At 77.1% G+C, this 26,056-nt stretch carries 27 protein-coding genes, 4 tRNA genes and 1 other RNA gene; 17 read left to right on the top strand and 15 right to left on the bottom strand.

The window, feature by feature from the left end:
- Positions 1 to 213 precede the first annotated feature (213 nt).
- Complete coding sequence (locus tag ACRYR9_RS14790) at positions 214 to 1,572, top strand: uracil-xanthine permease family protein (RefSeq protein ID WP_432497178.1); 1,359 nt, start codon at positions 214 to 216, stop codon at positions 1,570 to 1,572.
- 18 nt (positions 1,573 to 1,590) lie between these two features.
- Here the strand turns inward: ACRYR9_RS14790 and ACRYR9_RS14785 are convergent, their stop codons facing one another.
- From ACRYR9_RS14785 to ffs, 8 genes are all read right to left on the bottom strand, one after another.
- A complete protein-coding gene (locus tag ACRYR9_RS14785; RefSeq protein ID WP_242128127.1) occupies positions 1,591 to 1,770 on the bottom strand; it encodes a hypothetical protein in 180 nt (59 codons plus the stop codon).
- A 107-nt stretch (positions 1,771 to 1,877) separates the two neighbouring features.
- Positions 1,878 to 3,299 carry a GntP family permease gene (locus tag ACRYR9_RS14780; protein ID WP_432497176.1) on the bottom strand — a complete coding sequence of 474 codons (1,422 nt, stop codon included), beginning with the start codon at positions 3,297 to 3,299 and terminating at the stop codon, positions 1,878 to 1,880.
- Positions 3,300 to 3,428: 129 nt separating this feature from the next.
- Positions 3,429 to 4,496, bottom strand: a complete 1,068-nt coding sequence (locus tag ACRYR9_RS14775) for an aspartate-semialdehyde dehydrogenase (RefSeq protein ID WP_432497173.1) — start codon at positions 4,494 to 4,496, stop codon at positions 3,429 to 3,431.
- Positions 4,493 to 5,785 (bottom strand): aspartate kinase, encoded by a 1,293-nt coding sequence (locus tag ACRYR9_RS14770; RefSeq protein WP_432497171.1) that lies wholly within the window; start codon positions 5,783 to 5,785, stop codon positions 4,493 to 4,495. The genes ACRYR9_RS14775 and ACRYR9_RS14770 overlap by 4 nt, the downstream gene beginning before the upstream one ends.
- Positions 5,786 to 5,899: 114 nt before the next feature.
- Complete coding sequence (locus tag ACRYR9_RS14765; protein ID WP_432497168.1) at positions 5,900 to 6,496, bottom strand: DUF5063 domain-containing protein; 597 nt, start codon at positions 6,494 to 6,496, stop codon at positions 5,900 to 5,902.
- Complete coding sequence (gene recR / locus ACRYR9_RS14760) at positions 6,489 to 7,088, bottom strand: recombination mediator RecR (RefSeq protein ID WP_432497166.1); 600 nt, start codon at positions 7,086 to 7,088, stop codon at positions 6,489 to 6,491. The genes ACRYR9_RS14765 and recR overlap by 8 nt, the downstream gene beginning before the upstream one ends.
- Positions 7,089 to 7,153: 65 nt before the next feature.
- Entirely contained in the window at positions 7,154 to 9,403 is a 2,250-nt protein-coding gene (locus ACRYR9_RS14755) for a DNA polymerase III subunit gamma and tau (protein WP_432497163.1), read from the bottom strand.
- 42 nt (positions 9,404 to 9,445) lie between these two features.
- An RNA gene (ffs, locus tag ACRYR9_RS14750) (signal recognition particle sRNA small type) lies at positions 9,446 to 9,542 on the bottom strand.
- A 119-nt stretch (positions 9,543 to 9,661) separates the two neighbouring features.
- On the opposite strand from ffs, the gene ACRYR9_RS14745 reads away from it, so the two are divergent.
- The 3 genes from ACRYR9_RS14745 (at position 9,662) to ACRYR9_RS14735 (ending at position 10,794) form a co-directional block, all read left to right on the top strand.
- Positions 9,662 to 9,746, top strand: a tRNA-Ser gene (locus ACRYR9_RS14745).
- 107 nt (positions 9,747 to 9,853) lie between these two features.
- Entirely contained in the window at positions 9,854 to 10,153 is a 300-nt protein-coding gene (locus ACRYR9_RS14740; protein ID WP_432497160.1) for a type II toxin-antitoxin system VapB family antitoxin, read from the top strand.
- 11 nt (positions 10,154 to 10,164) lie between these two features.
- The gene (locus ACRYR9_RS14735) at positions 10,165 to 10,794 is read left to right on the top strand and encodes a LytR C-terminal domain-containing protein (RefSeq protein WP_432497157.1); all 630 of its coding nucleotides are present in this window, start codon (positions 10,165 to 10,167) and stop codon (positions 10,792 to 10,794) included.
- A 79-nt stretch (positions 10,795 to 10,873) separates the two neighbouring features.
- On the opposite strand, the gene ACRYR9_RS14730 is transcribed toward ACRYR9_RS14735, so the two are convergent.
- The 3 genes from ACRYR9_RS14730 to ACRYR9_RS14720 form a co-directional block, all read right to left on the bottom strand.
- Positions 10,874 to 10,960, bottom strand: a tRNA-Ser gene (locus ACRYR9_RS14730).
- A gap of 58 nt (positions 10,961 to 11,018) precedes the next feature.
- Complete coding sequence (tadA, locus tag ACRYR9_RS14725; RefSeq protein ID WP_432497155.1) at positions 11,019 to 11,453, bottom strand: tRNA adenosine(34) deaminase TadA; 435 nt, start codon at positions 11,451 to 11,453, stop codon at positions 11,019 to 11,021.
- 35 nt (positions 11,454 to 11,488) lie between these two features.
- On the bottom strand, positions 11,489 to 12,013 hold the full coding sequence (locus ACRYR9_RS14720; RefSeq protein ID WP_432497153.1) for a tRNA adenosine deaminase-associated protein: 525 nt from the start codon (positions 12,011 to 12,013) through the stop codon (positions 11,489 to 11,491).
- 66 nt (positions 12,014 to 12,079) lie between these two features.
- Between ACRYR9_RS14720 and upp the strand changes: the two genes are divergently transcribed.
- The 3 genes from upp (at position 12,080) to ACRYR9_RS14705 (ending at position 13,703) form a co-directional block, all read left to right on the top strand.
- Positions 12,080 to 12,715 carry a uracil phosphoribosyltransferase gene (upp, locus tag ACRYR9_RS14715; RefSeq protein WP_432497151.1) on the top strand — a complete coding sequence of 212 codons (636 nt, stop codon included), beginning with the start codon at positions 12,080 to 12,082 and terminating at the stop codon, positions 12,713 to 12,715.
- A gap of 149 nt (positions 12,716 to 12,864) precedes the next feature.
- On the top strand, positions 12,865 to 13,026 hold the full coding sequence (locus tag ACRYR9_RS14710; RefSeq protein ID WP_432497148.1) for a hypothetical protein: 162 nt from the start codon (positions 12,865 to 12,867) through the stop codon (positions 13,024 to 13,026).
- Positions 13,027 to 13,043: 17 nt separating this feature from the next.
- On the top strand, positions 13,044 to 13,703 hold the full coding sequence (locus ACRYR9_RS14705; protein WP_432497145.1) for a PH domain-containing protein: 660 nt from the start codon (positions 13,044 to 13,046) through the stop codon (positions 13,701 to 13,703).
- Between the two features lie 79 nt (positions 13,704 to 13,782).
- Here the strand turns inward: ACRYR9_RS14705 and ACRYR9_RS14700 are convergent, their stop codons facing one another.
- The 3 genes from ACRYR9_RS14700 to ACRYR9_RS14690 form a co-directional block, all read right to left on the bottom strand.
- On the bottom strand, positions 13,783 to 14,391 hold the full coding sequence (locus tag ACRYR9_RS14700) for an Lsr2 family DNA-binding protein (protein ID WP_432497143.1): 609 nt from the start codon (positions 14,389 to 14,391) through the stop codon (positions 13,783 to 13,785).
- 571 nt (positions 14,392 to 14,962) lie between these two features.
- Positions 14,963 to 15,038 (bottom strand) — tRNA-Arg (locus ACRYR9_RS14695).
- Between the two features lie 203 nt (positions 15,039 to 15,241).
- Positions 15,242 to 15,332, bottom strand: a tRNA-Ser gene (locus ACRYR9_RS14690).
- Between the two features lie 45 nt (positions 15,333 to 15,377).
- Here ACRYR9_RS14690 and ACRYR9_RS14685 point away from each other — a divergent pair.
- From ACRYR9_RS14685 to ACRYR9_RS14650, 8 genes are all read left to right on the top strand, one after another.
- Positions 15,378 to 17,354, top strand: coding sequence for a penicillin-binding transpeptidase domain-containing protein (locus ACRYR9_RS14685; RefSeq protein ID WP_432497141.1), 1,977 nt, complete (start codon positions 15,378 to 15,380; stop codon positions 17,352 to 17,354).
- A 341-nt stretch (positions 17,355 to 17,695) separates the two neighbouring features.
- Positions 17,696 to 18,850 carry a septum site-determining protein Ssd gene (ssd, locus tag ACRYR9_RS14680; protein WP_432497139.1) on the top strand — a complete coding sequence of 385 codons (1,155 nt, stop codon included), beginning with the start codon at positions 17,696 to 17,698 and terminating at the stop codon, positions 18,848 to 18,850.
- Positions 18,847 to 20,001 (top strand): TadA family conjugal transfer-associated ATPase, encoded by a 1,155-nt coding sequence (locus tag ACRYR9_RS14675; RefSeq protein ID WP_432497136.1) that lies wholly within the window; start codon positions 18,847 to 18,849, stop codon positions 19,999 to 20,001. The genes ssd and ACRYR9_RS14675 overlap by 4 nt, the downstream gene beginning before the upstream one ends.
- 11 nt (positions 20,002 to 20,012) lie before the next feature.
- Positions 20,013 to 20,669, top strand: coding sequence for a hypothetical protein (locus ACRYR9_RS14670; protein ID WP_432497134.1), 657 nt, complete (start codon positions 20,013 to 20,015; stop codon positions 20,667 to 20,669).
- Complete coding sequence (locus ACRYR9_RS14665) at positions 20,666 to 21,277, top strand: type II secretion system F family protein (RefSeq protein WP_432497132.1); 612 nt, start codon at positions 20,666 to 20,668, stop codon at positions 21,275 to 21,277. Before ACRYR9_RS14670 ends, ACRYR9_RS14665 begins: the two co-directional genes overlap by 4 nt.
- A 170-nt stretch (positions 21,278 to 21,447) precedes the next feature.
- Complete coding sequence (locus tag ACRYR9_RS14660) at positions 21,448 to 21,684, top strand: DUF4244 domain-containing protein (RefSeq protein WP_432497129.1); 237 nt, start codon at positions 21,448 to 21,450, stop codon at positions 21,682 to 21,684.
- Positions 21,685 to 21,713: 29 nt separating this feature from the next.
- The gene (locus ACRYR9_RS14655; protein ID WP_432497126.1) at positions 21,714 to 22,049 is read left to right on the top strand and encodes a TadE family type IV pilus minor pilin; all 336 of its coding nucleotides are present in this window, start codon (positions 21,714 to 21,716) and stop codon (positions 22,047 to 22,049) included.
- Positions 22,046 to 22,462, top strand: a complete 417-nt coding sequence (locus ACRYR9_RS14650) for an Rv3654c family TadE-like protein (RefSeq protein ID WP_432497124.1) — start codon at positions 22,046 to 22,048, stop codon at positions 22,460 to 22,462. The genes ACRYR9_RS14655 and ACRYR9_RS14650 overlap by 4 nt, the downstream gene beginning before the upstream one ends.
- A 53-nt stretch (positions 22,463 to 22,515) precedes the next feature.
- On the opposite strand, the gene ACRYR9_RS14645 is transcribed toward ACRYR9_RS14650, so the two are convergent.
- A complete protein-coding gene (locus ACRYR9_RS14645; RefSeq protein WP_432497122.1) occupies positions 22,516 to 24,930 on the bottom strand; it encodes a DEAD/DEAH box helicase in 2,415 nt (804 codons plus the stop codon).
- Between the two features lie 130 nt (positions 24,931 to 25,060).
- On the opposite strand from ACRYR9_RS14645, the gene ACRYR9_RS14640 reads away from it, so the two are divergent.
- A complete protein-coding gene (locus tag ACRYR9_RS14640; protein WP_432497119.1) occupies positions 25,061 to 25,429 on the top strand; it encodes an STAS domain-containing protein in 369 nt (122 codons plus the stop codon).
- Positions 25,430 to 25,436: 7 nt separating this feature from the next.
- Positions 25,437 to 25,859: an ATP-binding protein gene (locus ACRYR9_RS14635; RefSeq protein ID WP_432497117.1), complete on the top strand. Its 423-nt coding sequence runs from the start codon at positions 25,437 to 25,439 to the stop codon at positions 25,857 to 25,859.
- The last annotated feature ends 197 nt before the right edge of the window (positions 25,860 to 26,056 follow it).

Here is a 26,056-nt window from a genome sequence, read left to right as displayed (position 1 = left end):
CCCCCCCCCCCCCCCCCCCCCCCCCCCCCCCCCCCCCCCCCCCCCCCCCCCCCCCCCCCCCCCCCCCCCCCCCCCCCCCCCCCCCCCCCCCCCCCCCCCCCCCCCCCCCCCCCCCCCCCCCCGCGGGGGAGGGGCGGGGTGCCGGGGACGCCCTAGTCTTCACGGCGCCTCGCGGGCGATCGTCCGCGAGCGGCGACGGTGAGGGGAGACGGCGTGGCGCGGGACGGCGGGGCGACGACGGGCTGGCGGGTCCACGGGGACGGGCGGCGGGTGCGGCCCGGGGCGGTCGTCGAGCCGGGGGAGCGGCTCAGCTGGCCGCGCACGGTGGGCATCGGCCTGCAGCACGTCGTGGCGATGTTCGGCGCGACGATCCTCGTGCCGGCCATCACCGGGTTCCCCGCCGCGACGACGCTGTTCTTCTCCGCCGTCGGCACCGCGCTGTTCCTGCTCCTCACCGGCAACCGGCTGCCCAGCTACCTGGGCTCGTCGTTCGCGTTCATCGCCCCCATCGGGGCGGCCGTCGCCACCGGCGGGCAGGCGGTCGCCGCGGGCGGCATCCTGCTCACCGGCGTGCTGCTGGCGCTCGTCGGCGCCGTCGTGCACCTGGCGGGCACCCGGTGGATCGACGCGCTGATGCCCCCGGTCGTCACCGGCACCATCGTGGCGCTCATCGGGCTGAACCTGGCCCCCACCGCGTGGGGGACGTGCCAGGACGACGGGACCTGCTCGGGGTTCCGCGCCGCACCCGTGACCGCCCTGGTCACCCTGGGGGCGATCGTGCTGGCGACCGTGCTGTTCCGCGGGATGCTCGGGCGCCTGGCGATCCTCGTCGGCGTCGTCGTCGGGTACGCGTGCGCGGTGCTGCGCGGGGAGGTCGCCTTCGACGCCGTGCGGCAGGCGGCGTGGTTCGGGCTGCCGGAGTTCACCGCGCCGTACTTCGACGCGGGCGTCCTCGGGCTGTTCCTGCCGGTGGTGTTCGTCCTGGTCGCCGAGAACGTCGGCCACGTGAAGTCCGTGGCGGCCATGACGGGGCAGGACGTGGACCCGCTCACCGGACGGGCGCTGCTCGCCGACGGCCTGGCCACCACCCTCGCCGGTGCCGGGGGCGGGTCGGGCACCACCACCTACGCGGAGAACATCGGCGTCATGGCGGCCACGAAGGTGTACTCCACCGCCGCCTACTGGGTCGCCGCCGCCGCCGCGCTCGTGCTGAGCTTCTCGCCGAAGTTCGGCGCCCTGATCGGCTCGGTGCCCGCCGGCGTCCTGGGCGGGGCCGCGACGCTGCTGTACGGGATGATCGGCATCCTCGGCGCGCGCATCTGGGTGCAGAACCGCGTCGACTTCTCGAACCCGGTGAACCTCACCACCGCGGCCATCGCCCTCGTCGTGGGCATCGCGAACTACAGCTGGGTGCCGCGCGAGGGCCTGGCGTTCGAGGGCATCGCCCTGGGCACGGCCGCCGCGATCGGCGTCTACCACCTCATGGGGGTGCTGGCCCGGTGGCGGGGCACTTCGCAGGAGGCCGCGACCCCGGCCTCGGTGCCGGGGGGCAGCGAGCTCGAGGACCGCTGACCCCCGGCGGCGCGAGGCTCAGTCGGGCAGCGGGCCGTCCTCGGCGCTGCGCTCCGGGCTGACGTTGCTGCCCTGCTCCTCGCCCTGCGGGCCGGTGCCCGGGGCGGTGGGCGGGGCGCCGGTGCCGGGGTCGGCGGCGGGGACCTCGACCTCGCCGGCGTCCTTCTCGTGCGGGGTGAAGGGTTCCATCATCGACACGGTCGTCTCCTCCTGAGGTCGGTGGCAACGGCCTCAGCCGATCACGTGCGCCCCCGGTCCGCGACCGGGGGCGCACGCGGTTCACGCCGCGTTCACGCGGCGGTGGCTCACGAGACGACCGCGTAGAGGATCCAGACGAGCCCGAAGGCCATGAACCCGATGGCGGTGGCGATGACGCTCCACGTGCGCAGGGTCGTGGCCGTGTCCAGGCCGAGGAAGCGGCCCACCAGCCAGAACCCGGAGTCGTTGACGTGGGAGAAGGAGATCGCGCCGGCGGTGATGGCGACGGTGATGCAGGCCAGCTGCAGCTCCGACAGCCCCGGCCCGGCCGCGACGGCCGGTGCCAGCAGGCCCGCCGCCGTGGTGCCGGCCACGGTCGCCGAGCCCTGCGCCACCCGCAGCGCGATGGCGATGACGAACCCGGCCAGGATGAGCGGCAGGCCCGCGGCGTCCAGGCCGTCGGCCAGCGCCCCGCCGATGCCGGTCTCGGTGAGGACGCGGCCGAACATCCCGCCCGCGCCGGTGATGAGGATGATCGAGCAGACCGGCGCCAGGGCGTCGTCGACGAGGTCCTCCAGCCGGGACCCCACCTTGCCGCGGTTGGGGCGCACCACGAGCAGGAGCAGCGCCAGGACGCTGGTGATGAGCAGCGCCACGGGGGTCGCGCCGATGAGCTGCAGCACCTTGATGAGCGGGCTGTCCTCATCTGCGCCGTAGCTGGCCACGGCGGTGTCCGAGGCGGTGCCGCAGAAGATGAGGACCAGCGGCAGCAGCAGCAGGAGCAGCACGACGCCGAAGCGCGGGCGCGGCTGGTCGCTGGACGGGGTGCCGAGCAGTTCCGGCACGGGGAAGAACGGCGTGCGCCGCGCCAGCACGAGCGCCAGGCGGTACCCGGCGACGTACCAGGTGGGCAGGCCCACGAGCAGGCCGACGATCAGGGTGAGGCCGACGTCCGCGCCGAGGATGCCCGAGGCCGCCACGGGACCGGGGTGCGGCGGCACGAGCGCGTGCATCATGAGGAACGCACCCGCCGAGGGCAGCGCGTAGAGCATCAGCGAGCCGCCCAGGCGCCGCGCCACCGTGTAGATGATCGGCAGCATCACGACGAACGCGGCGTCCAGGAAGATCGGGAAGCCGTACAGCAGCGAGGCCACCGACAGCGCCAGCGGCGCCCGCTTCTCGCCGAAGCGGTCCACCAGGGTGTCGGCGAGCACCTGCGCGCCGCCGGACGTCTCGATGATGCGGCCGAGCACGGCGCCGAAACCGACGAGCAGCGCGACCGTGCCGAGCGTGCCGCCGAACCCGGCGACGAGGGTGTCGACGAGCTCGCCGACCGGGATCCCGGCGACGAGCGCCGTCAGCAGGCTGACGATGACGAGCGAGTAGAACGCGTGCAGCCGCACCTTGATGATCAGCACCAGCAGCAGCGCGATGGCGAGCACTGCGGTGACGAGCAGGAACGCCGTGGAGCGGGGGGAGGCGACCTCCGCGGCCTGTGCGGCGAGCACCGCGGGCAAGGAGGTGGTCATGCGGAGCAGCCCTTCTTCGGTGGTGGGAGGACCCGCACCCTACTCACCGTTCCCCGCACGATCCTCCGTCCCGCTCGTTCGACGGCCCGCCACCCCGGCGGGGTGGCGGGCCGTCGAGCGAGCAGGTCGTCAGGCGGTGAGCTCGGCCGCCACCAGTTCAGCGATCTGCGCGGTGTTCAGCGCCGCGCCCTTGCGCAGGTTGTCGCCGCACACGAACAGGTCGAGGGTGTTCGGGAAGTCCAGCGCCTGCCGGATGCGGCCCACCACCGTCGGGTCCCCGCCCACCGTCGTCGCCGGGGTCGGGAACACGCCGTTCGCCAGGTCGTCGCGCACCTCCACGCTGGGCGCCGCCTCCAGCGCCGCGGTCGCCTCGGCCACGGAGACGTCCTGCGCGAAGGTAGCGTGCACCGCCAGGGAGTGCGTCGTCAGCACCGGCACCCGCACGCAGGTGGCCGACACCTTCAGGTCCGGGATGCCGAGGATCTTGCGGGACTCGTTGCGGACCTTCAACTCCTCGCTGGTCCAGCCGTCCTCCTTCAGCGACCCCGCGACCGGGATGACGTTCAGGACGAGGTTCGCCTGGAACGGCGAGTCCGCGCCGAGATTCGCCTCCACGGCGGCGGCGGTGTCGCCGGAGCGCTGGCCCAGCGTGCGCTGGCCGGCCACGACCTCCAGCTCGTCGTAGAGCCGGTCCACCCCGGGCTGCCCCGCGCCGGAGGCCGCCTGGTAGCTGGCCACGACGAGCTCGGTGAGCTGCCACTTCTCGTGCAGGGCGCCCAGGGCGTCCATCATCGTCAGGGTCGTGCAGTTCGGGTTCGCGATGATGCCGCGCGGGCGGTCGCGCGCCGCGGCACCGTTGACCTCCGGCACCACCAGCGGGACGTCCGGGTCCAGCCGGAACGCGCCGGAGTTGTCCACGGCGACCGCACCGCGCTGGGCGGCGATCGGCGCCCACTGCGCGGACACCTCGTCGGGGACGTCGAACATGGCGACGTCGACGCCGTCGAAGACCTCCGGCGTCAGCTCCCGCACCACGACGTCCTCGCCGCGCACGCGCAGCACCTTGCCCGCCGAGCGGGCCGACGCCACCAGGCGGATCTCGCCCCACACGTCGGGGCGCTCGGAGAGGATCCCGAGCATCACGGAGCCGACGGCGCCGGTGGCGCCGACGACGGCGAGGGTGGGCTTGCGGCTCATCGTCCGGTACCTCCGTAGACCACGGCTTCTGCTTCGCCGTCCAGGCCGAAGGCGGTGTGCACGGCGCGCACCGCGTCGTCGAGCTGCTCGGCGCGGGTGACGACCGAGATGCGGATCTCCGAGGTGGAGATCATCTCCATGTTGATGCCCTGCGTGCCGAGGGCGTCGAAGAACGTCGCGGACACGCCCGGGTGCGAGCGCATGCCCACGCCGATCAGCGACACCTTGCCGATCTGGTCGTCGAACTCCAGGCGCTCGAAACCGACCGTCGACTTCACCTTGTCCAGGGCCGTCGCCGCCGTCTGGCCCTCCGACTTCGGCAGGGTGAAGGAGATGTCGGTCAGGTTCGAGGCGCCCACGGAGTTGTTCTGGACGATCATGTCGATGTTGATCTCCGCCTCGGCGACCGCCTTGAAGATGGCGGCGGCCGTGCCGGGGGTGTTCGGCACCCCCACCACGGTGATCTTCGCCTCGCTGCGGTCGTGCGCGACGCCGGAGATGATCGGCTGTTCCACGGTTTCCTCCACGGCGTGGGAGCTGAGGCCGGCGGGGACGGGGGAGTCCGTCACCCAGGTGCCCTCGTGCGCGCTGAAGGAGCTGCGCACGTGGATGGGCAGGTCGTAGTTCCGCGCGTACTCCACGCAGCGCAGCATGAGGATCTTCGCCCCCGACGCCGCCATCTCCAGCATGTCCTCGCTGGCGATGCGGCTGATCTTGCGGGCGGTGGGCACGATGCGCGGGTCGGCGGTGAACACGCCGTCCACGTCGGTGTAGATCTCGCAGACGTCGGCGCCCAGCGCCGCCGCCAGCGCGACGGCCGTGGTGTCCGAGCCGCCGCGGCCCAGCGTGGTGATGTCCTTGGTGTCCTGGCTGACGCCCTGGAAGCCGGCGACGATGGCGATGGCGCCCTCGTCCAGCGCGGTGCGGATGCGCCCGGGCGTCACGTCGATGATGCGGGCCCGCCCGTGCGAGGAGTCGGTGATGACGCCGGCCTGCGAGCCGGTGAACGAGCGCGCCTCCAGGCCCAGGTTGCTGATCGCCATCGCCAGCACCGCCATCGAGATCCGCTCGCCGGAGGTGAGCAGCATGTCCAGCTCACGGGCCGGCGGCATCGGGGTCACCTGCTCGGCGAGGTCGATCAGCTCGTCGGTGGTGTCGCCCATCGCGGAGACCACCACGACGACCTCGTGGCCGGCGCGCTTGGTCGCCGCGATCCGCTTGGCGACGCGCTTGACCCCGTCCGCGTCAGCGACCGAGGAACCGCCGTACTTCTGCACCACGAGAGCCACGACGGGCGATTCTACGGAAGCGGTGCGGGTGCTCCCGCCCGTGCCCACGCCCGGGCGCGCGGGCCGGGCAGTCCTGCTCCGCCCGGGCGTGCGGGCTGGGCGTTCTGACCACCCTCAGGGGTGCAGGGCGTCGAACTCCGCGTCGGAGGCCGTCTCGGCGTCCACGTCCAGGCGCAGGTGCGCCAGCAGGGACTGCAGCACCCGCAGCGCGGCGCTGGAGCGCAGCCCCCACGAGGACAGGTACGAGAACTGCCACCACCACAGCGCCTCGGTGACCTCGCCGCGCTCGAAGTGCCGCACGCCGTGCACGAGGTCCGCCGCCACCGAGGCCAGGTCGTCCGACAGGGCCCCGCGCACCAGCTCCGCGTTCGTCAGCGGGTCCGTCACGTCGGCGTAGTCGTCCACGCCCTCCAGGACGTTGGCCAGGCCCGCGCGCACCGGGTCCACGTCCGGGTCGGGGCCCGCGTCCGGCTCGAAGCGGCGCGCCGGCACGACGTCGGCCACCGCGCCCAGCCGGGCGCCGGTCACCTGCAGCTGGCTGACGGCCAGCAGCAGCACGGACAGGGCGGTCGAGCCCAGCTGCCCGCTGGCCACCTCGGTGACGGCGTCGAGGTAGTCGCGCGCCTCGAGGGCGGTCGTGGCGGCCAGCTGCGCCAGCTCCACGGCCTCGGCGGCCTCCGCGCCGGTCGTCTCGATCGTCTCGTCAGCCATCCAGGGACCTCCGTCCGGCGAACGCCCGCCCGAGCGTCACCTCGTCCGCGTACTCCAGGTCGCCGCCCACGGGCAGCCCCGAGGCCAGCCGCGTGACCTTCAGGCCCATCGGCCGCAGCAGCCGGGCCAGGTAGGTGGCGGTGGCCTCGCCCTCGAGGTTCGGGTCGGTCGCGATGATCGTCTCGGTGACCTCCCCGGAGCTCAGGCGCGCCAGCAGCTCGCGCATGCGCAGGTCGTCCGGGCCGACGCCCTCCATCGGGCTGATCGCCCCGCCCAGCACGTGGTAGCGCCCCCGGAACTCGCGGGTGCGCTCGATGGCGACGACGTCCTTGGACTCCTCCACCACGCAGATGACGCTCGGGTCGCGGCGGGGGTCGCGGCACACCCGGCACAGCTGCTCCTGGGCGACGTTGCCGCAGACCTCGCAGAACCGGACCCTGCTCTTGACCTCGGTGAGGACCTCGGCGAGGCGGCGCACGTCGGCGGCGTCGGCGGACAGCAGGTGGAACGCGATGCGCTGCGCGCTCTTGGGGCCGACGCCGGGCAGCCGTCCGAGCTCGTCGATCAGGTCCTGGACGACTCCTTCGTACACGCGGCGAGCCTACGTGCCGGCACCGACACCCGGCGCCGCCCCGCCGCTGAGCGCCGCCCCGCCGCTCAGCGCCCGTCGTCGGTGGAGATGACCTTCCCGCCCAGCAGCTGCTCCACGACCGCCGCGCCCACGAGCTGGGAGTCCTCGGCGTCGGCGTCGTCGCGGCTGGGCACGTCCTCCTCCGGCTCCTCCGGCGCCGGTGGTGCGGCGGCCGAGGCCGGCCACGGGGCCTGCTGCTGCGGGGCCTGCCGCTGGGGCGCCTGCTGCTGCGGCGCGGGTCGCTGCGGGCGGCGCGGGGCGGACAGGTGCTCCTCCCCGGGGTCGTCGATGGGCGCCTCCGGGGGCGGCACGTCGTCGTCGGGACCGGCCAGGTCGGTGCTCGCCGGCGCCGGCGCCGGGGCGGGCGGCTGCGGCTGCCGCACCGGGGCGGGTGCCGGTGCGCCCCAGCCGCCGGGGGCGGTCCCGGGGCCCTGCGCGGCACCGCCCGCGGGACGGGCTCGCCGCGGCGCCCCGCGACCGCCGCGCGGCGCCGCGCCGTCGGCCCCGGCGGCCTGGACCGCGGCCTCGATGCCGGTGACCTCCAGCAGCGCCTCGGCGACGAACCCCGCGTGGTTGCCGCGACCGAACGTGGACGCCAGGCCCGGGGTCTTGAACCGCAGGGTCAGCACCCCGCCGCGGCAGTCCTGGACCGTGGCGTTCTCCGCCACGAGCGACCACGTCGTGCGCTTGAGCCGGAACAGCGTGCCGAGCACGTCCGTCCACAGCCGCCGCACCGCCTCGGCCTCCGAGGCGCCGCCGGGCGCGGGGGAGGACGGGGCCGCCACGGCCTCCACGGCCTCCGGGGCCTCCGCGGCACCGCCGGCCGCGGGCCCCTGCGCCGCGGGGGAGGGGGTGGGCTCGGCCCCCGAGCCGGGGGTGCGGGCGACCGGCCAGCCGTCGTCCGCAGCGGGTGCCGGGGCCTGTCGGGCGGGGGCTTGCTGGGCGGGGGCTTGCTGGGCGGGGGCCTGCTGGGCGGGCTGCTCAGCCCGGGCGGGCGCCGGCGGGTCCACCGGCTCGGGAGCGGGAGCGGGGGTCGGCGCGGGGGGCGCGGCCACCGCCGCGGGCGCCGGGGCCGGTGCGCGCACCGCTGCGGGAGCCGGCGCGGCGGGCACCGGCAGCCCCGCCGCCAGGCGGCGCTCCAGGCGCTCCAGCCGAGGCCCCAGACCGCCGCCGGCGTCCGCGCCCGGCAGCAGCAGCCGCGCGCACAGCAGCTCCAGCTGCAGGCGCGGGGAGGTCGCCCCCGTCATCTGCTCCAGGCCGGCGGCCACGACGTCGGCCGCCCGGGACAGCTCGGCGCGCCCCAGGTGGGCGGCCTGCGCCCGCAGCCGCTCCAGCGCGTCCTCCGGCACCGCCAGCGCGTCGGCGGCGCCCTCGCCCACGGCGGCCACGACCACGAGGTCGCGCAGCCGCTGCAGCAGGTCGTCGGCGAAGCGGCGCGGCTCCTGCCCGGACTCCACCACCCGCTCCACCGCCCGGAACACCGTGGCCCCGTCCCCGGCCGCGATCGCCTCCACCACGTCGTCCAGCAGGGAGGCGTGCGTGTAGCCGAGCAGCGAGACCGCCACGTCGTAGGTGACGCCCTCATCGCCGGCGCCGGCGATGAGCTGGTCCAGCACCGACAGCGAGTCGCGCACCGACCCGCCGCCGGCGCGCACCACCAGCGGCAGCACGCCCTTGCCGATGCCCACCCCCTCGCGCTCGGCCAGCTCGCCGAGGTACGTGCTCAGCCGGGCCGGCGGCACCAGGCGGAACGGGTAGTGGTGGGTGCGCGAGCGGATCGTCGTGAGGACCTTGTCCGGCTCGGTCGTGGCGAAGACGAACTTCACGTGCGGCGGCGGCTCCTCGACCGTCTTCAGCAGGGCGTTGAAGCCCTGCTGGGTGACCATGTGGGCCTCGTCGAGGATGTAGACCTTGAAGCGGTCGCGCGCCGGGGCGAACGTGACCCGTTCGCGCAGGTCGCGGGCGTCGTCGACGCCGCCGTGGCTGGCCGCGTCGATCTCGACGACGTCCACGCTGCCGGCGCCGCCGTTGGCCAGGTCCCGGCAGGAGTCGCACGTCCCGCAGGGGGTCGGTGTCGGACCGGCCGCGCAGTTCAGGCAGCGGGCCAGGATGCGGGCGCTGGTCGTCTTGCCGCAGCCGCGCGGGCCGGAGAAGAGGTACGCGTGCGTGACGCGGCCCTTGGCGATCGCCTGGGAAAGCGGCACCGTGACGTGCTCCTGCCCGATGACCTCCGCGAAGCTCTCGGGCCGGTAGCGGCGGTACAGGGCGCTCGTCACGACCCCGAGGCTAACCCGCCCCGGCGACACCCCGGCCGGGACGTGAGGGACCCCCCGCGCACCCGCCAGAGCCCGCCTACCCTTGCTGCCTTCCGGCCCTGGGGGGGTTCAGCTGGATGACGCCACGCGAGGGGTCTGCGACCACTGTACGGGGCGCCGCCGCGTGCGGTCCAACCGCCCGCCGCCCCACCCCCCGCGCCGCCCGCCTCGACCCCGGGGTCGAGGGCACCGGCTGCGGCGCGCTACGCTGGGGGCACTGGAGGATTCGCCTAGTGGCCTATGGCGCACGCTTGGAAAGCGTGTTGGGTTAACGCCCTCGCGGGTTCAAATCCCGCATCCTCCGCAGGCCGAGGGGCCCGCACCCGATCACCGGGTGCGGGCCCCTTCGTCGTCCCCGGCTTCGCGCGTCCTGCCGCCGCGCGAGCACGGCGCCGCCTAGAATCACTCACCGTGATCTTCCAGGCGGTCGGCGAGGAACGCCCCTACCCGGGGCACGGGTACGAGACGACGAGCCAGTGGTCCACCGTGCCCCCGCGGCAGGTGCGCCTGGACGAGCTGACCACCACCAAGCGCACCCTCGACCTGGACGCCCTGCTCGCGGAGGACTCCACGTTCTACGGCGACCTGTTCGCCCACGTCGTGGCCTGGCGCGGCCGCCTGTACCTCGAGGACGGCCTGCACCGCGCGGTGCGAGCCGCGCTGCACCAGCGCCAGGTGCTGCACGCGCGCGTGCTCACGCTCTCGGACTGACAGGAGGACCCGTGGACGAGCAGCGCGACGGCGCCCCGACCCGGGGCCGGCCCGACGACGGCGTCCTGCCCGGCGCCGCGGTGGAGGACGACCTCGACGAGGCCTCCTACGAGCGGCTGCACCGCCGCCGCCTGCGCCGCCGCCGACGGCAGCGGATCGTCTTCGCGGTCGTGGTGGTGCTCGTCCTGGCCGTCGGCGGCGCCGCGGCCCTGGTGTGGACCGGCCGCTGGCAGCCGGGCGCGGACCCGGTCGCCGCCTCCCCGAGCCCCACGTGCGTCCCGGCGGCCGAGCAGCCCCTGCCCGCCCCCGGCGAGGTGTCCGTGGAGGTCCTCAACGGCACCGACCGCACCGGCCTGGCCGCCGCGGTCTCCGACGAGCTGCGCGGCCGCGGCTTCACCGTCCCCGACATCGGCAACGCCCCCGTGGCCGCCGGGCCCGTCACCGCGGTGGTGCGGTACGCGCCCGGGCTGCTGGCGCAGGCCCGCGCGGTCGGCGCCCGCTTCCCCGAGGCCCAGCTCGTCGAGGACCCCGCGGTCACCGCGGTGGAGCTCACCCTCGGCGACGCCCACCAGCAGCTGCTGCCCGAGGACGCCCTGGCGCCTCCCGCCCCGCCGGAGGGCAGCGCCGCCGCGGCCTGCTGAGCGCGCTCCGGCGCGGCGGAGAGCCTGGGAACGGCGAAGGCCCCCGGTACCAGGCAACCGGGGGCCTTCGCCGTTCGAGCGGTGGCGGTGGGATTTGAACCCACGGAGGAGTTGCCCCCTCACACGCTTTCGAGGCGTGCTCCTTAGGCCGCTCGGACACACCACCGTCGGCAACGATACACGGTGCTGACCACCGCTCCGGCAGCCCCGCACGGCGGCACCGGTCAGCCGCGGCGCTCGGCGAAGAACCCGTCCAGCAGCGCCGCGCACTCCGCCTCCAGCACACCGCCGGCGACCTCCACCGCGTGGTTCAGGCGCCGGTCGCGCACCACGTCGCGCAGCGAACCCGCCGCGCCGAACCTCGGGTCCCACGCCCCCAGGACCAGCCGGTCCACCCGGGCCAGGACCAGCGCCCCCGCGCACATCACGCACGGTTCCAGCGTCACCACGAGCGTGCAGCCGGACAGCCGCCACTGCCCGCGGGTGCGGGCCGCCGCCCGCAGCGCCAGGACCTCGGCGTGCGCCGTGGGGTCGCCCGCCGCCTCCCGCTCGTTGCGGCCGGTCCCGAGCACGGTGCCGGCGGCGTCCACGACCACCGCTCCCACCGGTACGTCGCCCGAACCCCGGCACGCCTGCGCCTCCCGCAGCGCCAGGCGCATCCACTCCGCCCACCGCGGCGGCTGCGCCAGGCCCCTCAGCGCAGCGACTCCAGGACGTCGGCGAACCCCAGCACGTCCCCGACCTCCACGGTCGCCGCCGAGGGGTCCGTGCCGGAGACCGCCAGCCCGGTCAGCACGGCGGGCGGGCAACCCAGGTCGGACAGCAGGTCCGGGTCCCCGGCCCACACGACCTCCCCGACGGCCGGCGCGTCCGTCGCCGCGCCCGCGGTGCCCGCGTCCGCCGCGCCCGTGTCTGCAGTGCCGTCCACCCCGCCCGGGGGGACCGCCGTGGCCGGGGGCAGCTCGGCGAACAGCTCGGCGAAGGAGCTGTCGGCCGCCGCGACCGCGTCGGAGACGAACACGCGGGTGTCGTCGCCGTCGGTGCGCACCAGCGCGAACCACTCGTCCTCGCGCTCGAGGACCGCCAGCACCGCGGCGTCGTCGCCCACGGCGCCGCGCAGCACGTCGCCCAGCTCCTCGGGGGAGCCGGCTTCCAGGTCGACGTCGACGGAACGCCAGCCGTCGCCGTCAGGGGTCAGGACAGCGGTGAAGTACGCCACGCGACCATGGTGGCAGGACGCTCGCCGCTGCCGCCAGCACCACCCGGGCGGCTAGGTTGAGCCCTCGTGCGCCTCTCCGTCATCGACCACCCCCTCGTCGCCCACAAACTCACCGCGCTGCGGGACGTGAACACCGACTCGCCCACCTTCCGCCGCCTCGCCGACGAACTCGTCACGCTGCTGGCCTACGAGGCCACCCGCGAGGTCCGCGTCGAACCGCACCCCGTGACCACCCCCGTCGCGCCCACCACGGGGGTGCGCCTGACCTCGCCCAAGCCGATCGTCGTGCCGATCCTGCGCGCGGGCCTGGGGATGCTCGACGGCATGGTCCGGCTGCTGCCCACCGCCGAGGTCGGTTTCCTCGGGATGATCCGCGACGAGACCACCCTGCAGGCCACCACCTACGCCAACCGGTTGCCCGACGACCTCTCCGGCCGGCAGGTGTACGTGCTGGACCCGATGCTGGCGACCGGCGGCACCCTCGTCGCGGCCGTCGAGTACCTGCTGGAGCGCGGCGCCGTGGACGTCACCGCGATCTGCCTGCTCGCCGCGCCCGAGGGCATCGAGGTCGTCCGTTCCGCCTTCGACCGCCACGCCCACGTCACCGTGGTGACCGCGGCCGTCGACGAGCGGCTGGACGAGAACGGCTACATCGTCCCCGGCCTCGGTGACGCCGGGGACCGCCTCTACGGCGTCGTCTGAACCCGCCGGCCCACCGGCTCCGACGGGTTCCCCGGCGCGGGTGGTCGAGGTGAGGGGCGATTTCCGGCAGGATGACGCCCGATCGTGCACATTTCCTGACTTCTGGTGACGGTTGGCGGCGTTCGGGGGAACGCGGAGAGGGGCTGGGCATGAAGTGGCGCCGGGTCGTGGGCTGGATCCTGGTCGTGTTCGCGCTGTACGCCGTCTACCGCTCCCCGGAGTCCGCGGCGACGTTCGTGCGCGGCGTCGGCGAATCGCTGGGCACCCTGGTCGACAGCATCATGTCGTTCTTCGACGGCCTGCTGGCCTGAGCGGGCGGGACGCGCGGGTGCGGGGGAGGTCCGCGACCGGTTCCTCGCGCGCCGAGCTCGCCGTCGCGGACGAGGCCGACCCCGGCCGCGCCGGCCTGCCGCGCTGGGTGAAGCGGCGGCTGCTGGCGGGTGAGCGCACGCACGTCGCGTCGCAACGGCACTGGGCGCAGCTGGTGGGCACCGTCGCCGGCGTCGTCGCCGGCTTCGCGGTGGTCCTGTGGCTCGGGTTCCGCCTGCCCCCCGACCCGCCGCTGCTGCGCGACGCGCTGTTCCTGGCCTGGGTCGTGCTGCTGCTGCGGGCCGTGTGGCGGCTGCTGCAGTGGCGCAACGGGTGGTTCATCGCCACCGACAAGCGGCTGCTGCTCACCCGAGGGGTGGTCAACCGCCGCACGGCCATGATGCCGCTGAGCAAGGTGACCGACATGAGCTACAACCAGTCGGTGCCCGGCCGCCTGCTCGGCTACGGCCAGTTCGTCCTGGAATCTGCCGGCCGCGACCAGGCGATGCGACGCATCGAGTGGGTCCCGGACCCGGACGAGAAGTACCGGGACATGTGCGAGCTCATCTTCGCCCGGTCCGCGGCGCCGGCCGCAGCGGCGGTGGCCGTGCGGCGCAGGCGCGGCCGCCGCGCGGGTCGGCTGCTGGCGGGACTGGCCCGCAGGGTGGCCGGACGCTGAACGTGGCCGCACGCTGGAACGCCACAGGGGCGGGACCCCGGAGGATCCCGCCCCTGTGGCGTTCCAGCGTGCGCGCTGCTCAGGCGGTGGCGGCGCGGAACTGGTCGATGATGCTCGAGGAGATCGGGCCGCGCGGGGCGACGGTGATGCCGTTCTCGGCCGCCCACTGGCGCACGGCGCGCGCGTCCACAGCCGCGGAAGCGGCGGGAGCGGACTTCTTCGCCGCGGGAGCGGGCGTGGACTTCTTCGCGGCGGGGGCCGACTTCTTCGACGCCGGGGCGGACTTGCGGCCGGAGGCGCGCTTGGCCGGCGCCGGGGCCTCGGTCGCCTCGGGGGCGGTTTCGGCCGGGGTGCTCTCCGCAGGGGCCTCGGTCGCCTCGGGGGCGGGAGCGGCGGCCTTCTTCGAAGTGGCCTTCTTCGCCGCGCTCTTCTTCGCGGCGGGAGCGGCGGCCTTCTTCGCCGGGGCGGCCGGGGCGTCGGCGGTGGTGGTGCTCGCCAGGGCCGCCGGCAGGTCCTCCCACGCGACCGAGGTCGGGGCCTTGGAGGTCGAGGGGTTCCAGGAGACGCCGTTCGCGTTCACGGTGAACGTGCCGATCTTGCGGCCGTTCCGCTTCACGGGGATCTCGAGGTCGACGGCACCGACGGGCAGTTCGGTGGCCACCTTCAGGGCGACGTCGTGGTTTGCCATGCTGAGCTCCCGGGAGGAAGTGGGGTGATTGATGCTGAACACCATGAAACCACAGTTCTCTTGGAGTTCGCGCACCGAGAGGGCATTCCTCGGGGCGAACGGGTGGGGTTCTCCGGGGAGTTCCCGATCGGCTGTTCCGCACGTGTACCGGGGAACTGGCGCAGCTGTGAACGGGAATGTTCCCGGGTGCTCTCCAGTGGCGGTGCGGCCGGTGCTGAACAGGCCGGTCGGCCGCTGCGGCGCTGCCCGGTCGGGTGCGGGGAACGAGTTCGCGCCGGGTTCCAGAGGTGTTCGGCGCTCGCCGGTTCGGCACCCGCCGGCCCGAACCCGGCGGGGGTGGTGTCCACACCCACCTGTCCGGTCGCGCGCGGCCGGTCGCAGGGGCCCGGTCCGGTCGGCGGGCCCGGGGCGGGGGGTGCGGGGGTGCGCAGGCGGGGGGAGCCGGTGCGGGCCTGACGGTGCGCCTGGCCGGCCACCCCGGCGGGTGGAGCGGGGGCCGGTGCGACCCGGCCCCCGGACGACGAAGGGCGGGCCCTCCGGAGAGGACCCGCCCTGTGCGGCCTGCTGGCCGTGGTGCGCCCGAAGGGACTCGAACCCCTAACCTTCTGATCCGTAGTCAGATGCTCTATCCGTTGAGCTACGGGCGCCGGTGCCGCGTTGCCGCAGCAGCCGTGGACTACTGTAGCGGCCTCGCGCCCGGATGCCCAATCGGTTCTGGCGCAACGCTTCCGGGCCCCCGTTGCCCGCCGGACCACCCGGCGCCCGCCACGGCGCCGAGCGTGATCATGCGTGATCACCGGGTGGGACGGCGAAGGCCCCGTCCGCGGTGCGGACGGGGCCTTCGGGCCTGCGGAGGTGGCGGGATTTGAACCCGCGAGGGGGTTGTAGCCCCCAACCCGCTTAGCAGGCGGGCGCCATAGACCGGACTAGGCGACACCTCCAACGCCCAGAAGGCTACCAGCCGGCGCGTGCGAGCATCGAGGGCGATGAGCAGCGAGCCCACCCCCCAGCCCGGTCCCTCCTCCGGCCGGCGCCCCAGGCGGCGCGCCGTGGTCGCCGCGGGTGCGGCCGCGGCGACCGCCGTCGCGGCCGGCGGCGCCGTCGTCTGGGCGCGCACGCGCGACGACGGCGCCGCCGGTGCCCGCCGCCTCGCCGAGCAGGTCGCCGGCGACTGGTCCGCCGGGACCTGGCGGCCCGAGCTCTTCACCGCCGCCGGGCAGGTCCCCGCCGACCTGGCCGCCGAGTACGCGCGCCTGGCCGGCGCTCTGGCGAGCGCCCCGCCCACCGTGGCGGTGGCCTCGGTGGACACCGAGCAGGCGGGGGAGGGCAGCGCGGCAGCCGCTCTCGAGGTCTCCTTCGACCTCGCCGCCGCCCACGGCGCCCCCGAGGGCAGCGTCCTGGCCTACACGACCACCCTGGGGCTGCGCCGCGGGGACGACGAGCGGTGGCGGGCGGTGTGGGAACCGGCGCTGGTGCACCCCGCGCTCGCCGACGGCTCCACGCTCTCCCTCCAGCGCACCCAGCCGCCGCGCGCCGAGGTCCTGGGCCGCGACGGCAGCGCCGTCGTCACCGAGACGCCCGTGGTGCAGGTCGGGGTGCAGCCCTCCCGCACCACCGACCCCGCCGCGACCGCCGCGGCCCTCGGTGAACTGCTGGACGTGGACGCGGACGCCCTGGCCGAGCGGGTCCAGCAGGCGGACCCGGACGCCTTCGTCGCCGTCATCACCTTGCGCCGCACCGACTACGACGCCCAGCGCGACGCCCTGCAGGCCGTCCCGGGTGCCGTGTTCCGCGAGTCCACCCTGCCGCTGGCGCCGACGCGGGAGTTCGCGCGAGCCCTGCTGGGCGCCGTCGGGCAGGTCACCGCGGAGAGGGTCGAGTCCTCCGGCGGCCGCTACGCCGCCGGGGACCTCGCGGGCCTGTCCGGGCTGCAGGCGGACTACGACGAGCGCCTCGCGGGCCGCGTCGGCGTCGCCGTGCGCACCGCCGGCGGCACCGGGGAACCGCAGGAGCTGCTCGTCGTCGAGCCCGTCCCCGGCGAGCCGGTGCGCACCAGCCTGGACGCGGCGCTGCAGCAGGAGGCCGACGACGTGCTGGCCGTGACGACGTCGCCGTCGGCGCTGGTGGCGCTGGACACCGCCACCGGGGAGGTGCTCGCCGTGGCGAACTCCCCGGCCGACCAGGGCGACCTGGCCCTGACCGGGCGCTTCCCCCCGGGCTCCACGTTCAAGGTCGTCACGACGGTCGCGCTGCTGGCCGGGGGGCTGGATCCGGCCGAGACGGTGACGTGCGCGCCGACCTTCACCGTGGACGGCCGCTCGTTCCGCAACTTCGAGGGCGAGGCGTTCGGCGACGTGCCGTTCCGCACCGACTTCGCGCAGTCCTGCAACACGGCCTTCGCGAGCCTGAGCTCCCGGCTGGCCGACGACGAGCTGCCGGCCACCGCCGCGCAGCTCGGGATCGGCGCCGAGTGGGCCACCGGTGTCGACGCCTTCGCCGGGGACGTGCCGGCCGCGGAGTCCGCGGTGGACCTGGCCGCGGCCAGCTTCGGGCAGGGCCGCACCCTGGTGAGCCCGCTGGCGATGGCGGTGGCCGCGGCGTCCGTGGCGGCCGGGCGGCTGCGCCGCCCGGCGATCGTGCTGGACCCCGCGCCCGCGGCACCCGCCGAGCCCGGCTCGGCGGCAGACCCGGCGGTCCTGGCGGCCGTGGGCGACCTGATGCGCGACGTCGTGACCTCCGGCACCGCCACCGTGCTGGCCGGGGTCCCCGGCGAACCCGTGCACGCCAAGACCGGCACCGCCGAGCACGGCACCGGCGACCCGCTGCCCACCCACGCGTGGACGATCGGCTACCAGGGCTCGCTCGCGTTCGCGGTCTTCGTCAGCGACGGGTCCAGCGGCGGCGCGGTGGCGGCACCGCTGGCGGCCGACTTCCTCACCCGTGCGGCGGCTGTGCGCGCCTGAGCCGCTCGCCGCGGACCCGGGGTCCCGTCCACGGCCGCGGGGTCCGGAAACACCCGTGTGGAGGAATTGCCAGCGGGGCTCCGATGAGGTCAAATGGACGAGTACGCCTCCGGGCGACATCGCGGGCCCGGCTCATCCCCCCCGAGCCGGACCGTGGACGGCCCCCGCTCCCCCCCAGCGGGGGCCGTCGTCTTCCCCCTCCTCGCCCGGCCCGGACGGCACCGCCGTCTCCACAGCCGCGCCCCGCCCGCAGCGTCCACAGGCACGCGCGCACCGGCCGGGACGGGCCGCACCGGGGCGCCACGGTGATCGCGACCACCGCGACCCGCCTGGAGGCCCCCGTGCCCGCTGCCCCCCGCCCGCACCACCGCGCCCCCGAGGACGGCCCCGCGCCCGGTGCGGCCCTGCTCGGCGCCGACGCCGACCTCACCGCCGCCGTGCTGCGCCTGGCCGAGGCGGCCGGCTGCACCGTGCTGCCCGAGCCGCCCACCGCGGCCGGCGGCGTGCCCGCCCGGATCCCGCCGCTGCTGCTGGTCGGGGCCGGCACCCCCGCCCACCGGGTCGCCGAGGCCCGGGCTCGCGGTGCCGCCGAGGTCGTCCTCGTCGGCCGCGCCCCCGTGGACCCGCAGTGGTGGCGGCACGCCGCCGAGGTCGACGCCGACCACGCCGCGCTGCTGCCGGAGGCCGAGCCCTGGCTCGTGGACCGGCTGGTGGACGCGGCCGGCGGTCCCCGCCCCGAGGGCCGTGTCGTGGGGGTGGTGGGCGGTTGCGGCGGGGGCGGTGCCAGCGTCCTGGCCGCCGCCCTCGCCGCGGCCGCCGCACCTGCCGGCGACGCCCTGCTCCTCGACGCGGACCCCGCCTCCGGCGGCCTGGACCTGCTGCTGGGGGCCGACCAGCTGCCGGGGCTGCGCTGGGGCGACCTCGCCGGCGTCTCCGGGCGGCTGCGACCGGACGTGCTGCGCTCGACGGTGCGCCTCGAGGACGGGCTGCACCTGCTCGCCGGGGACCGGCGCACCGGCAGCGGTCCGACCCCGGAGGCGCTCACCGCCGTCCTGCGCGCCGCCCGCAGCGTGTTCACCACCACCGTCGTGGACCTGCCGCGCGGGCGCCTGGACACCTCCTGCACCGACGTCCTGGGCGCGTGCGGGGAGGTGCTGGTCGTCGCGCCCGCCACGACCCGCGCCGCCGCCTCGGCCTGCTGCACCGTCGACGAGGTGCGCCGCCTCACCGGCGCCACCGCAGCCGGTGCCGCCCCCGAGGTGCGGCTCGTGCTGCGCGACGTCGGCGCCGGGACGGACGCGGAGGCCCTCGCCGACGTCGTCGGCGCGCCGCTGGCCGCCGTCCTGCGCGGCGAGCGGGACCTCGAGACCGCCCTGGAACGCGGCGAGGGCCTGCCCACCGGGCGCCGCAGCGCGGTGCGCGCCTTCGCGGCGCGGTGGGCGGCGGCCACCGCCGGGGCCCCCGTCGCCGCGGTGGCCGCGGTGCCGTCGTGGTGAGCGCGGCGCTCGGGCCGGAGCTGGCCGAACGGGTGCGTTCCCGGCTGCGCGGGCCGGTGGAACCGGCGGCGGTGGCCGAGGCGGCCCGCGCCGAGGGCGTCGTCCTGGGGGCCGCCGCCCTGCTGCGCCTGGTCGACGACGTGCGCGCGCAGGTCAGCGGAGCCGGTCCGCTGCAGCCGCTGCTCGCGCTGGAGGGCGTCACCGACGTCCTCGTCAACGGCGGCGGGCGCGTGTGGGTGGACGACGGTCGCGGCCTGCGGCCCGCCGGTGTCGAGGTGGGCGGCGAGGAGCAGGTGCGCGCGCTCGCGGTGCGGCTGGCGGCCCGCGCCGGGCGCCGGCTGGACGAGGCCAGCCCGTTCGTGGACGCCCGCCTCGCCGACGGCACCCGGCTGCACGCCGTGCTGCCGCCCCTGGCGCCCGACGGCACCTGCGTCAGCCTGCGCGTGCCCGCCCTGCGCCGCTGGCGGCTGGAGCAGCTGGCGGACGCCGGCGGGGTGCCCGACGGCTGGCTGCCGGTGCTGCGCGCCGTCGTGGCCGCGCGCCTGTCCGTGCTCGTCAGCGGTGGCACCGGCGCGGGCAAGACGACGCTGCTGCAGGCCCTGCTCGGCGAGGTCGACCCCGGTGAGCGCATCGTCCTCGTCGAGGACTCCGGGGAGCTGCGCCCCGACCACCCCCACGTGGTGCGGCTGGAGGCGCGCCACGAGAACGTCGAGGGCCGCGGCGGGGTGGGGCTGGACGTGCTGGTCCGCCAGGCGCTGCGGATGCGACCCGACCGCCTCGTCGTCGGCGAGTGCCGCGGTGCGGAGGTGCGCGACCTGCTGGCCGCCCTCAACACCGGTCACGCCGGCGGCGCCGGCACCGTGCACGCCAACACCGCGGCCGACGTCGTGCCCCGGCTGCACGCCCTGGCCGCGGCCGCCGGCTCGGCGCCGGAGGCGGTGGACGCCCAGTTGCTGGCCGGTGTGGACGTGGTGCTGCACGTGGCGCGCCGCGGCGGCCGGCGCGGTGTGACCGAGGTGGCGCTGGTGCGCCCCACGGCCACCGGCCGCGCCGGGGTGGTGCCGGCCCTGCAGGTGGACGACGGCGGCGAGGTGCGGCGCGGGCCCGGGTGGCCGCACCTCGCCGGGCGGCTGGGCCTGGGCCTGCCGTGAGCACCGCCGCCGTGAGCACCGCCGCCGTGGTCGCGGCCCTGGTGGGGGCCGCCGTCGCGGCCGGGCCCCGCGCGCCGGTGCGCAGCGACCCCCGCGGGCCCGGTTCCGCGCCCGCACGCCCGCGCCGGGCCCGGCGCCGCCGCCCGCCGCCGGACGCGGACCTCCTGGACGGCGCGCGGCTCGCCGAGCGCGTCGCGGCCCTGCTGCGCGCCGGCCTGACCCCGGCGCAGGCATGGCGGTGCGCCGAGGACGGGACGGCTGCGCAGGGCCCCGGGGGCGAGGTCCCCGACGCCGGGGCGGGTGCGCGCCCGGGCCCCGCTCCCTCCGCGCCGGAGGGTGTGCGGGCGGTGTGGCGGCTGGTCGAGCGCACCGGGGCGCCGGCCGCCGAGGCCCTGGAGCAGTGCGCGGCGGCCGCGCGGGCCGAGGCCGACGCCCGCGCCGCGCTGCGGGCCGCCACCGCTGGGGCCCGGGTCAGCGCGCGCACGGTCTCGCTGCTGCCCCTGGCGGGGCTCGCCCTGGGAGCCGCCCTCGGCGCACCGCCCTGGGAGGCGCTGCTGGGCACCGGCGCCGGGCGCGCGTGCGCGCTCGCCGGGACCGCCCTGCTGCTGGCCGGCCGCTGGTGGAGCGCGCGCCTGGTGCGCGCCGCGACCGCGGCGGGCGGCGCGTGAGCCCCCCGCTGGCCGGGGCCGCGGTCGCCGTGCTGCTGGCCGTCGCCGTGCTCCTCGCCGACGGCCCCGGGCGCCGCCGCGCGCAGCACGGCGACGAGCCGCCCGCACGGCCCCGCACCCCGCTGCGGGTGCGGGTGAGCACCGCCGTGCGGCGACTGCGCCGGGAGCCACCACCGCCCGCACCCGACCTGGCGGTGCTGCTGGAGCTGACCGCCGTGGCCGTCGGCGCGGGGCTGCCCCCGGGACGGGCGCTGCGCGAGGCCGTGCAGGCCGCACCCGGTGCCGTCCCCGCCGACCTGGCCAGGGTGTGCGCGCAGCTGGACGGCGGCGCCGACGCCGAGCGGGCCTGGCAAGGGGCGTCGCAGCGCTGGCGGCCGCTGGCGGACCCGCTGCTGCTGTCGGCGCGCACGGGGGCCTCCACGGCCTCCCTGCTCGTCTCGGCCGCCGCCCAGCACCGCGCCGAGCGCCGCCGCGCCGGTGCCGAGGCCGCCGCGCGCCTGGGCTCGCAGCTGGTGCTGCCGCTCGGGCTGTGCACGCTGCCCGCGTTCCTGCTGCTGGGCGTCGTCCCGGTGGTGCTCACCCTGGCCCGCGACGTCCTCACCGGGTGAGTCCGACGGGTGAGGCGCCGCGCGCTCCACAGCCGCCCGGCACCGCCCGGCCTCCACAACCGCCCCGCGGGCGGCGGCCGCGGGGCCGGGCCGGCGCACAGGGTGGTCCCGGGCCGGCGGCGTGCCGGCCCGGGACGGCCGGCCGGGCGCCGGCGGTGAGGAGGACACGGGTGGATGAGCACGTGCGGGGCGCGGCAGCGCGGCGCGTCGAGGCGTCGCGGCGGGGCGCGGGGCCGCGCCCGGAGGCGGCGGGCGGGACCGGGGACGAGGGGATGGCCACGGCCGAGTACGCGATGGCGACGCTGGCGGCGTGCGGCTTCGCCGGGCTCCTCGTCGCGATCCTGAGCAGCGACGAGGTGCGCGCCCTGCTCCTGGGAGTGGTCCGCCAGGCGCTGGCCCTCGGGTGAGGGCGCGGCGCTCGCGCGAGGAGGGGTCGGTGGTCGCGGAGTTCGCCGTCGCGCTGCCGGCCGTCGTCCTGGTGCTCGCGCTGCTGCTGGGCGCCGCACGGGTCGCCCTGGCCCAGGTGGGCTGCGTGGACGCCGCCCGGGCCGGGGCCCGCGCGGCCGCCCGCGGCGAGGCCGAGGCGGTGGTCCGGGCCACCGCCTCGGCCGCCGCCCCGGCGGGGGCCTCCGTCGACGTGCGGGTCAGCGCCGGGACGGTGCGGGTGGAGGTGCGCTCGGTGCAGCACCTCGCCGGCCCCCTGGGCGGGCGGGTGCTGGCCCGGTCGGCGGCCAGCGCCGCCGTGGAGGGCGTGGCCGGGGTGGGCCCGTGAGCGCGCGCGGTGCGCCCCGGGACGCCGGCAGCGGCAGCGTCCTGCTGCTCGGCGTCGTGGCCGCGGCCCTGGTCCTGGCGGTGGCCGTGGCGGGCCTGGGCGCAGCCGTCGCGGCCGGGCACCGGGCACGGGCGGCGGCCGATCTCGCGGCGCTCGCCGGTGCGGACGTCGCGCTGGGCAGGGCCGACGGCCCCGCGTGCGAGCGGGCGCAGCGGGTGCTGCGGGCGAACGGCGCCGGCGGCGGGTGCGCCGTCGCCGCCGACGGCTCGGTGCGGGTGGAGGCCGAGGTGGTGGTGGGCGGCCCGTTCGCCGCGCTGCTGGCCGGCACCCCGGCGCGGGCCGCGGCGCGCGCCGGCGCCGCCCCGGGCGCTGGGGGAGGCGGGGGCGGTGCCGCCGGTGCGGTGCTCCCGTGACCGCTCGGCCGGGGCCGCGCGGTGCGAGCGGTGCGGGTGCGGGCGCCGTCGGCTCAGGGCGCGCCGGCGGCCAGGGCGGCCACGACGACGTCGAGCACGGCGACCGCCCCCGCCTTGTCCAGGGGCTCGTTGCCGTTGCCGCACTTGGGCGACTGCACGCAGGCGGGGCAGCCGGTGGCGCAGCGGCAGGCGCGCACGGCGTCGCGGGTGGCGCCCAGCCACTCCCGCAGCCGCTGGTGGCCGCGGTCGCTGAACCCCGCGCCGCCGGGGACCGCGTCGTGCACGAACACGGTGGGCCGGCCGGTGTCCGGGTGCAGCGCGGTGGACAGGCCCCCCAGGTCCCAGCGGTCGCAGGTCGCCAGCAGCGGCAGCAGCCCGATCGCGGCGTGCTCGGCGGCGTGCAGCGCGCCGGGCAGCCGCGCCGGCGCCCCGCCCACGGCGTCCACGGCGGTGTCCGCCTCCAGCGACCACCACGTGGCGCGGGTGCGCAGCCGCCGCTCGGGCAGGTCCAGCGGCTCCTCGCCGAGGACCTGCCCCGTGCCGGTGCGGCGGCGCAGGAAGCCCGTCACCCGGCTCGTCACCTCCACCACCCCGCGGGACGCGGTGAGCGGGCCGTGCACGGTCTCCTCCTCCACGGCCAGCACCCGCACCTCGCTGCGGCTGCGGGCGTGGGTGGTGTGCTCGGGGGTCTCGGCGTGCACGAGCGCCACGCCACCGGCCAGGTCCAGCTCGTCGACGACGTAGCTGCGGCCCTGGTGCACGTGGACGGCGCCGGCGTGCACGGAGGAGTCCGCCGCGCCGGCCTCCACGGTGCCCAGCACCCGCCCGGTGCCGGTCTCCACGACCCGCACGGTGCCGCCCGCGCCGCGCAGGTCGGTCAGGTCGCAGGCGCGTTCCGGGCGGGTCCAGAACCAGCCCCGCGCCCGCCGGCGCAGCAGCCCGCGCGCCACCAGCAGGTCCAGCACGCCCGCCGCGGCCGGGCCGAACAGGTCCAGGTCCGCCTCGGTGAGCGGCAGCTCCTGCGCCGCCGCCGCCAGGTGCGGGGCCAGGACGTACGCGTTGGAGGGGTCCAGCACCGTGGCCTCCACGTCCACGCCGAACAGGGCCTCGGGGTGGTGCACGAGGTAGGTGTCCAGCGGGTCGTCGCGGGCGACGAAGACGCCCAGCGCCGGCCGGTCGCGGCGACCGGCGCGGCCGAGCTGCTGGCGGAACGAGGCGCGGGTGCCGGGCCAGCCGGCGATGAGCACCGCGTCCAGGCCCGCCACGTCCACGCCCAGCTCCAGGGCGCGCGTGGAGGCCATGCCCAGCACGCGCCCCGAGCGCAGGCCCTCCTCCAGCTCGCGGCGCTCCTCCGGCAGGTAGCCGCCGCGGTAGGCGAGGACCGAGGTCGCCAGGTCCGGGGCGTCCTCCAGCAGCCGCCGGCGCGCCCCGGCGGCCACGGACTCCGCGCCGGCGCGGCTGCGCACGAACGCCAGGGTCCGCACGCCGCGCCGGACCAGGCCCGCCAGCAGGTCGGCGGTCTCCGCGGTCGCGGTGCGCTGCTCGCCGCCGGCCCCCTGGCCCGCGTCCTGGCCGGTGTCCTCCCGGCGCGGCGGCTCCCACAGCGCCACCGACACCCGCGGGCGGGTGGAGGTGTCCTCGGTGACGGCCTCGACGTCCACGCCCGTCAGGCGCCGGGCGGTGGTGGCCGGCTCGGCGACGGTGGCGGAGGCGAGCACGAACACCGGCTCGGCGCCGTAGCGGGCGGCCAGCCGGCGCAGGCGGCGCAGCACCGCCGCCGCGTGCGAGCCGAACACGCCCCGGTAGGTGTGGCACTCGTCGACCACCACGAAGCGCAGCCGGCGCAGGAACGGCGCCCACCGCTCGTGGCCGGGCAGCAGCGAGCGGTGCAGCATGTCGACGTTCGTCAGGACCAGGGAGGCGTTGCGCCGCACCCAGCGGCGCACCTCCGGCGGGGTGTCCCCGTCGTAGGTGGCGGTGAGGGGCCGGTCCAGGCCCAGCGCGCGCAGCCGGGCGTCCTGGTCGGCGGCCAGCGCCTTCGTGGGGGCCAGGTACAGGGCGGTGGCGCCGCGCCCGTCGGTGCCGTCGGCGGGCGGGCGGCGCAGCTCGGTGAGCAGCGGCAGCTGGAAGGCGAGCGACTTGCCCGAGGCGGTGCCGGCGGCCAGGACGGTGGAGCGGCCCGCCCGCACGGCGTCGGCCGCCAGGACCTGGTGCCGCCAGGGCCGGGCCCCGGTGCCGCGCTCCAGCGCCGCGACGACCTCCGGGTCGGCCCAGGCGGGCCAGCCCGCGCGTTCGCCCTCCCGCGCCGGCAGGACCTCCACGTGCCGCAGCCGGCCCGTGCGCGCGCCGTCGCGCAGCAGGTCGTCCCAGGCGACGGGCACCCCGCCGGGCACCTCGCCGGGCACCACCCGGCCGGCCGTCCCGGCCTCCGGCGGGGACGGCCGGCCCCGCGCTGCCGCCCGCGTCACCGCACCAGTGTCGCCCGCCGGCGGGTGGGGCCTGGACCGCTGGGCGCGCCCCTCACTCAGCGCGATGGTTCAATGCACGGGGGCGTGTCGCCCGGCACGTTCGACGCCAGCAGCAGCGAGGAGGGGTCCTGTGGACCTGTCGGTGACCAGCCGTGAGGAGAGCGGCCGGACCGTCGTCGAGGTGTCCGGTGAGATCGACGTCTACACCGCACCGACCTTGCGCGAGCGGCTCAACGAGCTCGTCGGCGCCGGCCACCACCACCTGGTGGTGGACATGGAGGGCGTGGAGTTCCTGGACTCCACGGGCCTGGGTGTCCTGGTCGGCGGCCTCAAGCGGGTCCGCTCGCACGACGGCTCCCTGCACCTGGTCTGCCAGCGCGAGAAGATCCTCAAGGTCTTCCGCATCACCGGCCTGACCAAGGTGTTCCCGATCCACGACACGGTCGCCGAGGCCATCGCCGCGTCGACCGCGGCCGACGAGGCCAACACGGCGTCCTGACCGGATCGTGCCCACCGTCGACCTGCGCTTCACCCCGTTGCCCGAGCACGTCCGCACCGCCCGGCTCGTGGCGGTGTCGGTGGCCCGGCGCGCGGGGTTCGGCGAGGACCAGCTGGACGAGATCCGCATCGCCATCGGCGAGGCGTGCGCCCGTGCCGTCAGCGCCACCGACGCGGCCGCGGGTCGTGCCGGCCTGGTCGACATGCGCCTGAGCGACGACGAGGACCGGCTGGACGTGACGGTCCTGCGCTGCGGGGAGGACGGCTCGCCGCTGCCCGAGGAGGCGGCGACGGCCACCACCGAGGACCCGCTGTCGCTGGCGCTGATGACGGGTGCGGCCGGCAGCAGCGCCCCCGCGGTCGCTCCCGGCGGCGTGCGGTTGACCTGGGTCCGCGAGCGGGACGGTGCCGGCGCGCACGCTCCCGCCTGAGCTCGCGCGCCCGAGGGGGGGGGGGGGGGGGGGGGGGGGGGGGGGGGGGGGGTGTGGGGGGCGGGGGGGGGCCCCGCCCCCCCCCCCCCCCCCCCCCCCCACCGCCGGCCAACGGGACCGCTGAGTCCCACGGATCAGTCAGACCTCAGGAAACGACAGAAAGAAGATCACGTTGCTCGACGTCAACTTCTTCGACG

This window comes from Kineococcus auxinigenes (assembly GCF_050871525.1).
Lineage (GTDB): Bacteria > Actinomycetota > Actinomycetes > Actinomycetales > Kineococcaceae > Kineococcus.
This window is presented reverse-complemented; position numbering and strand designations above follow the sequence as displayed.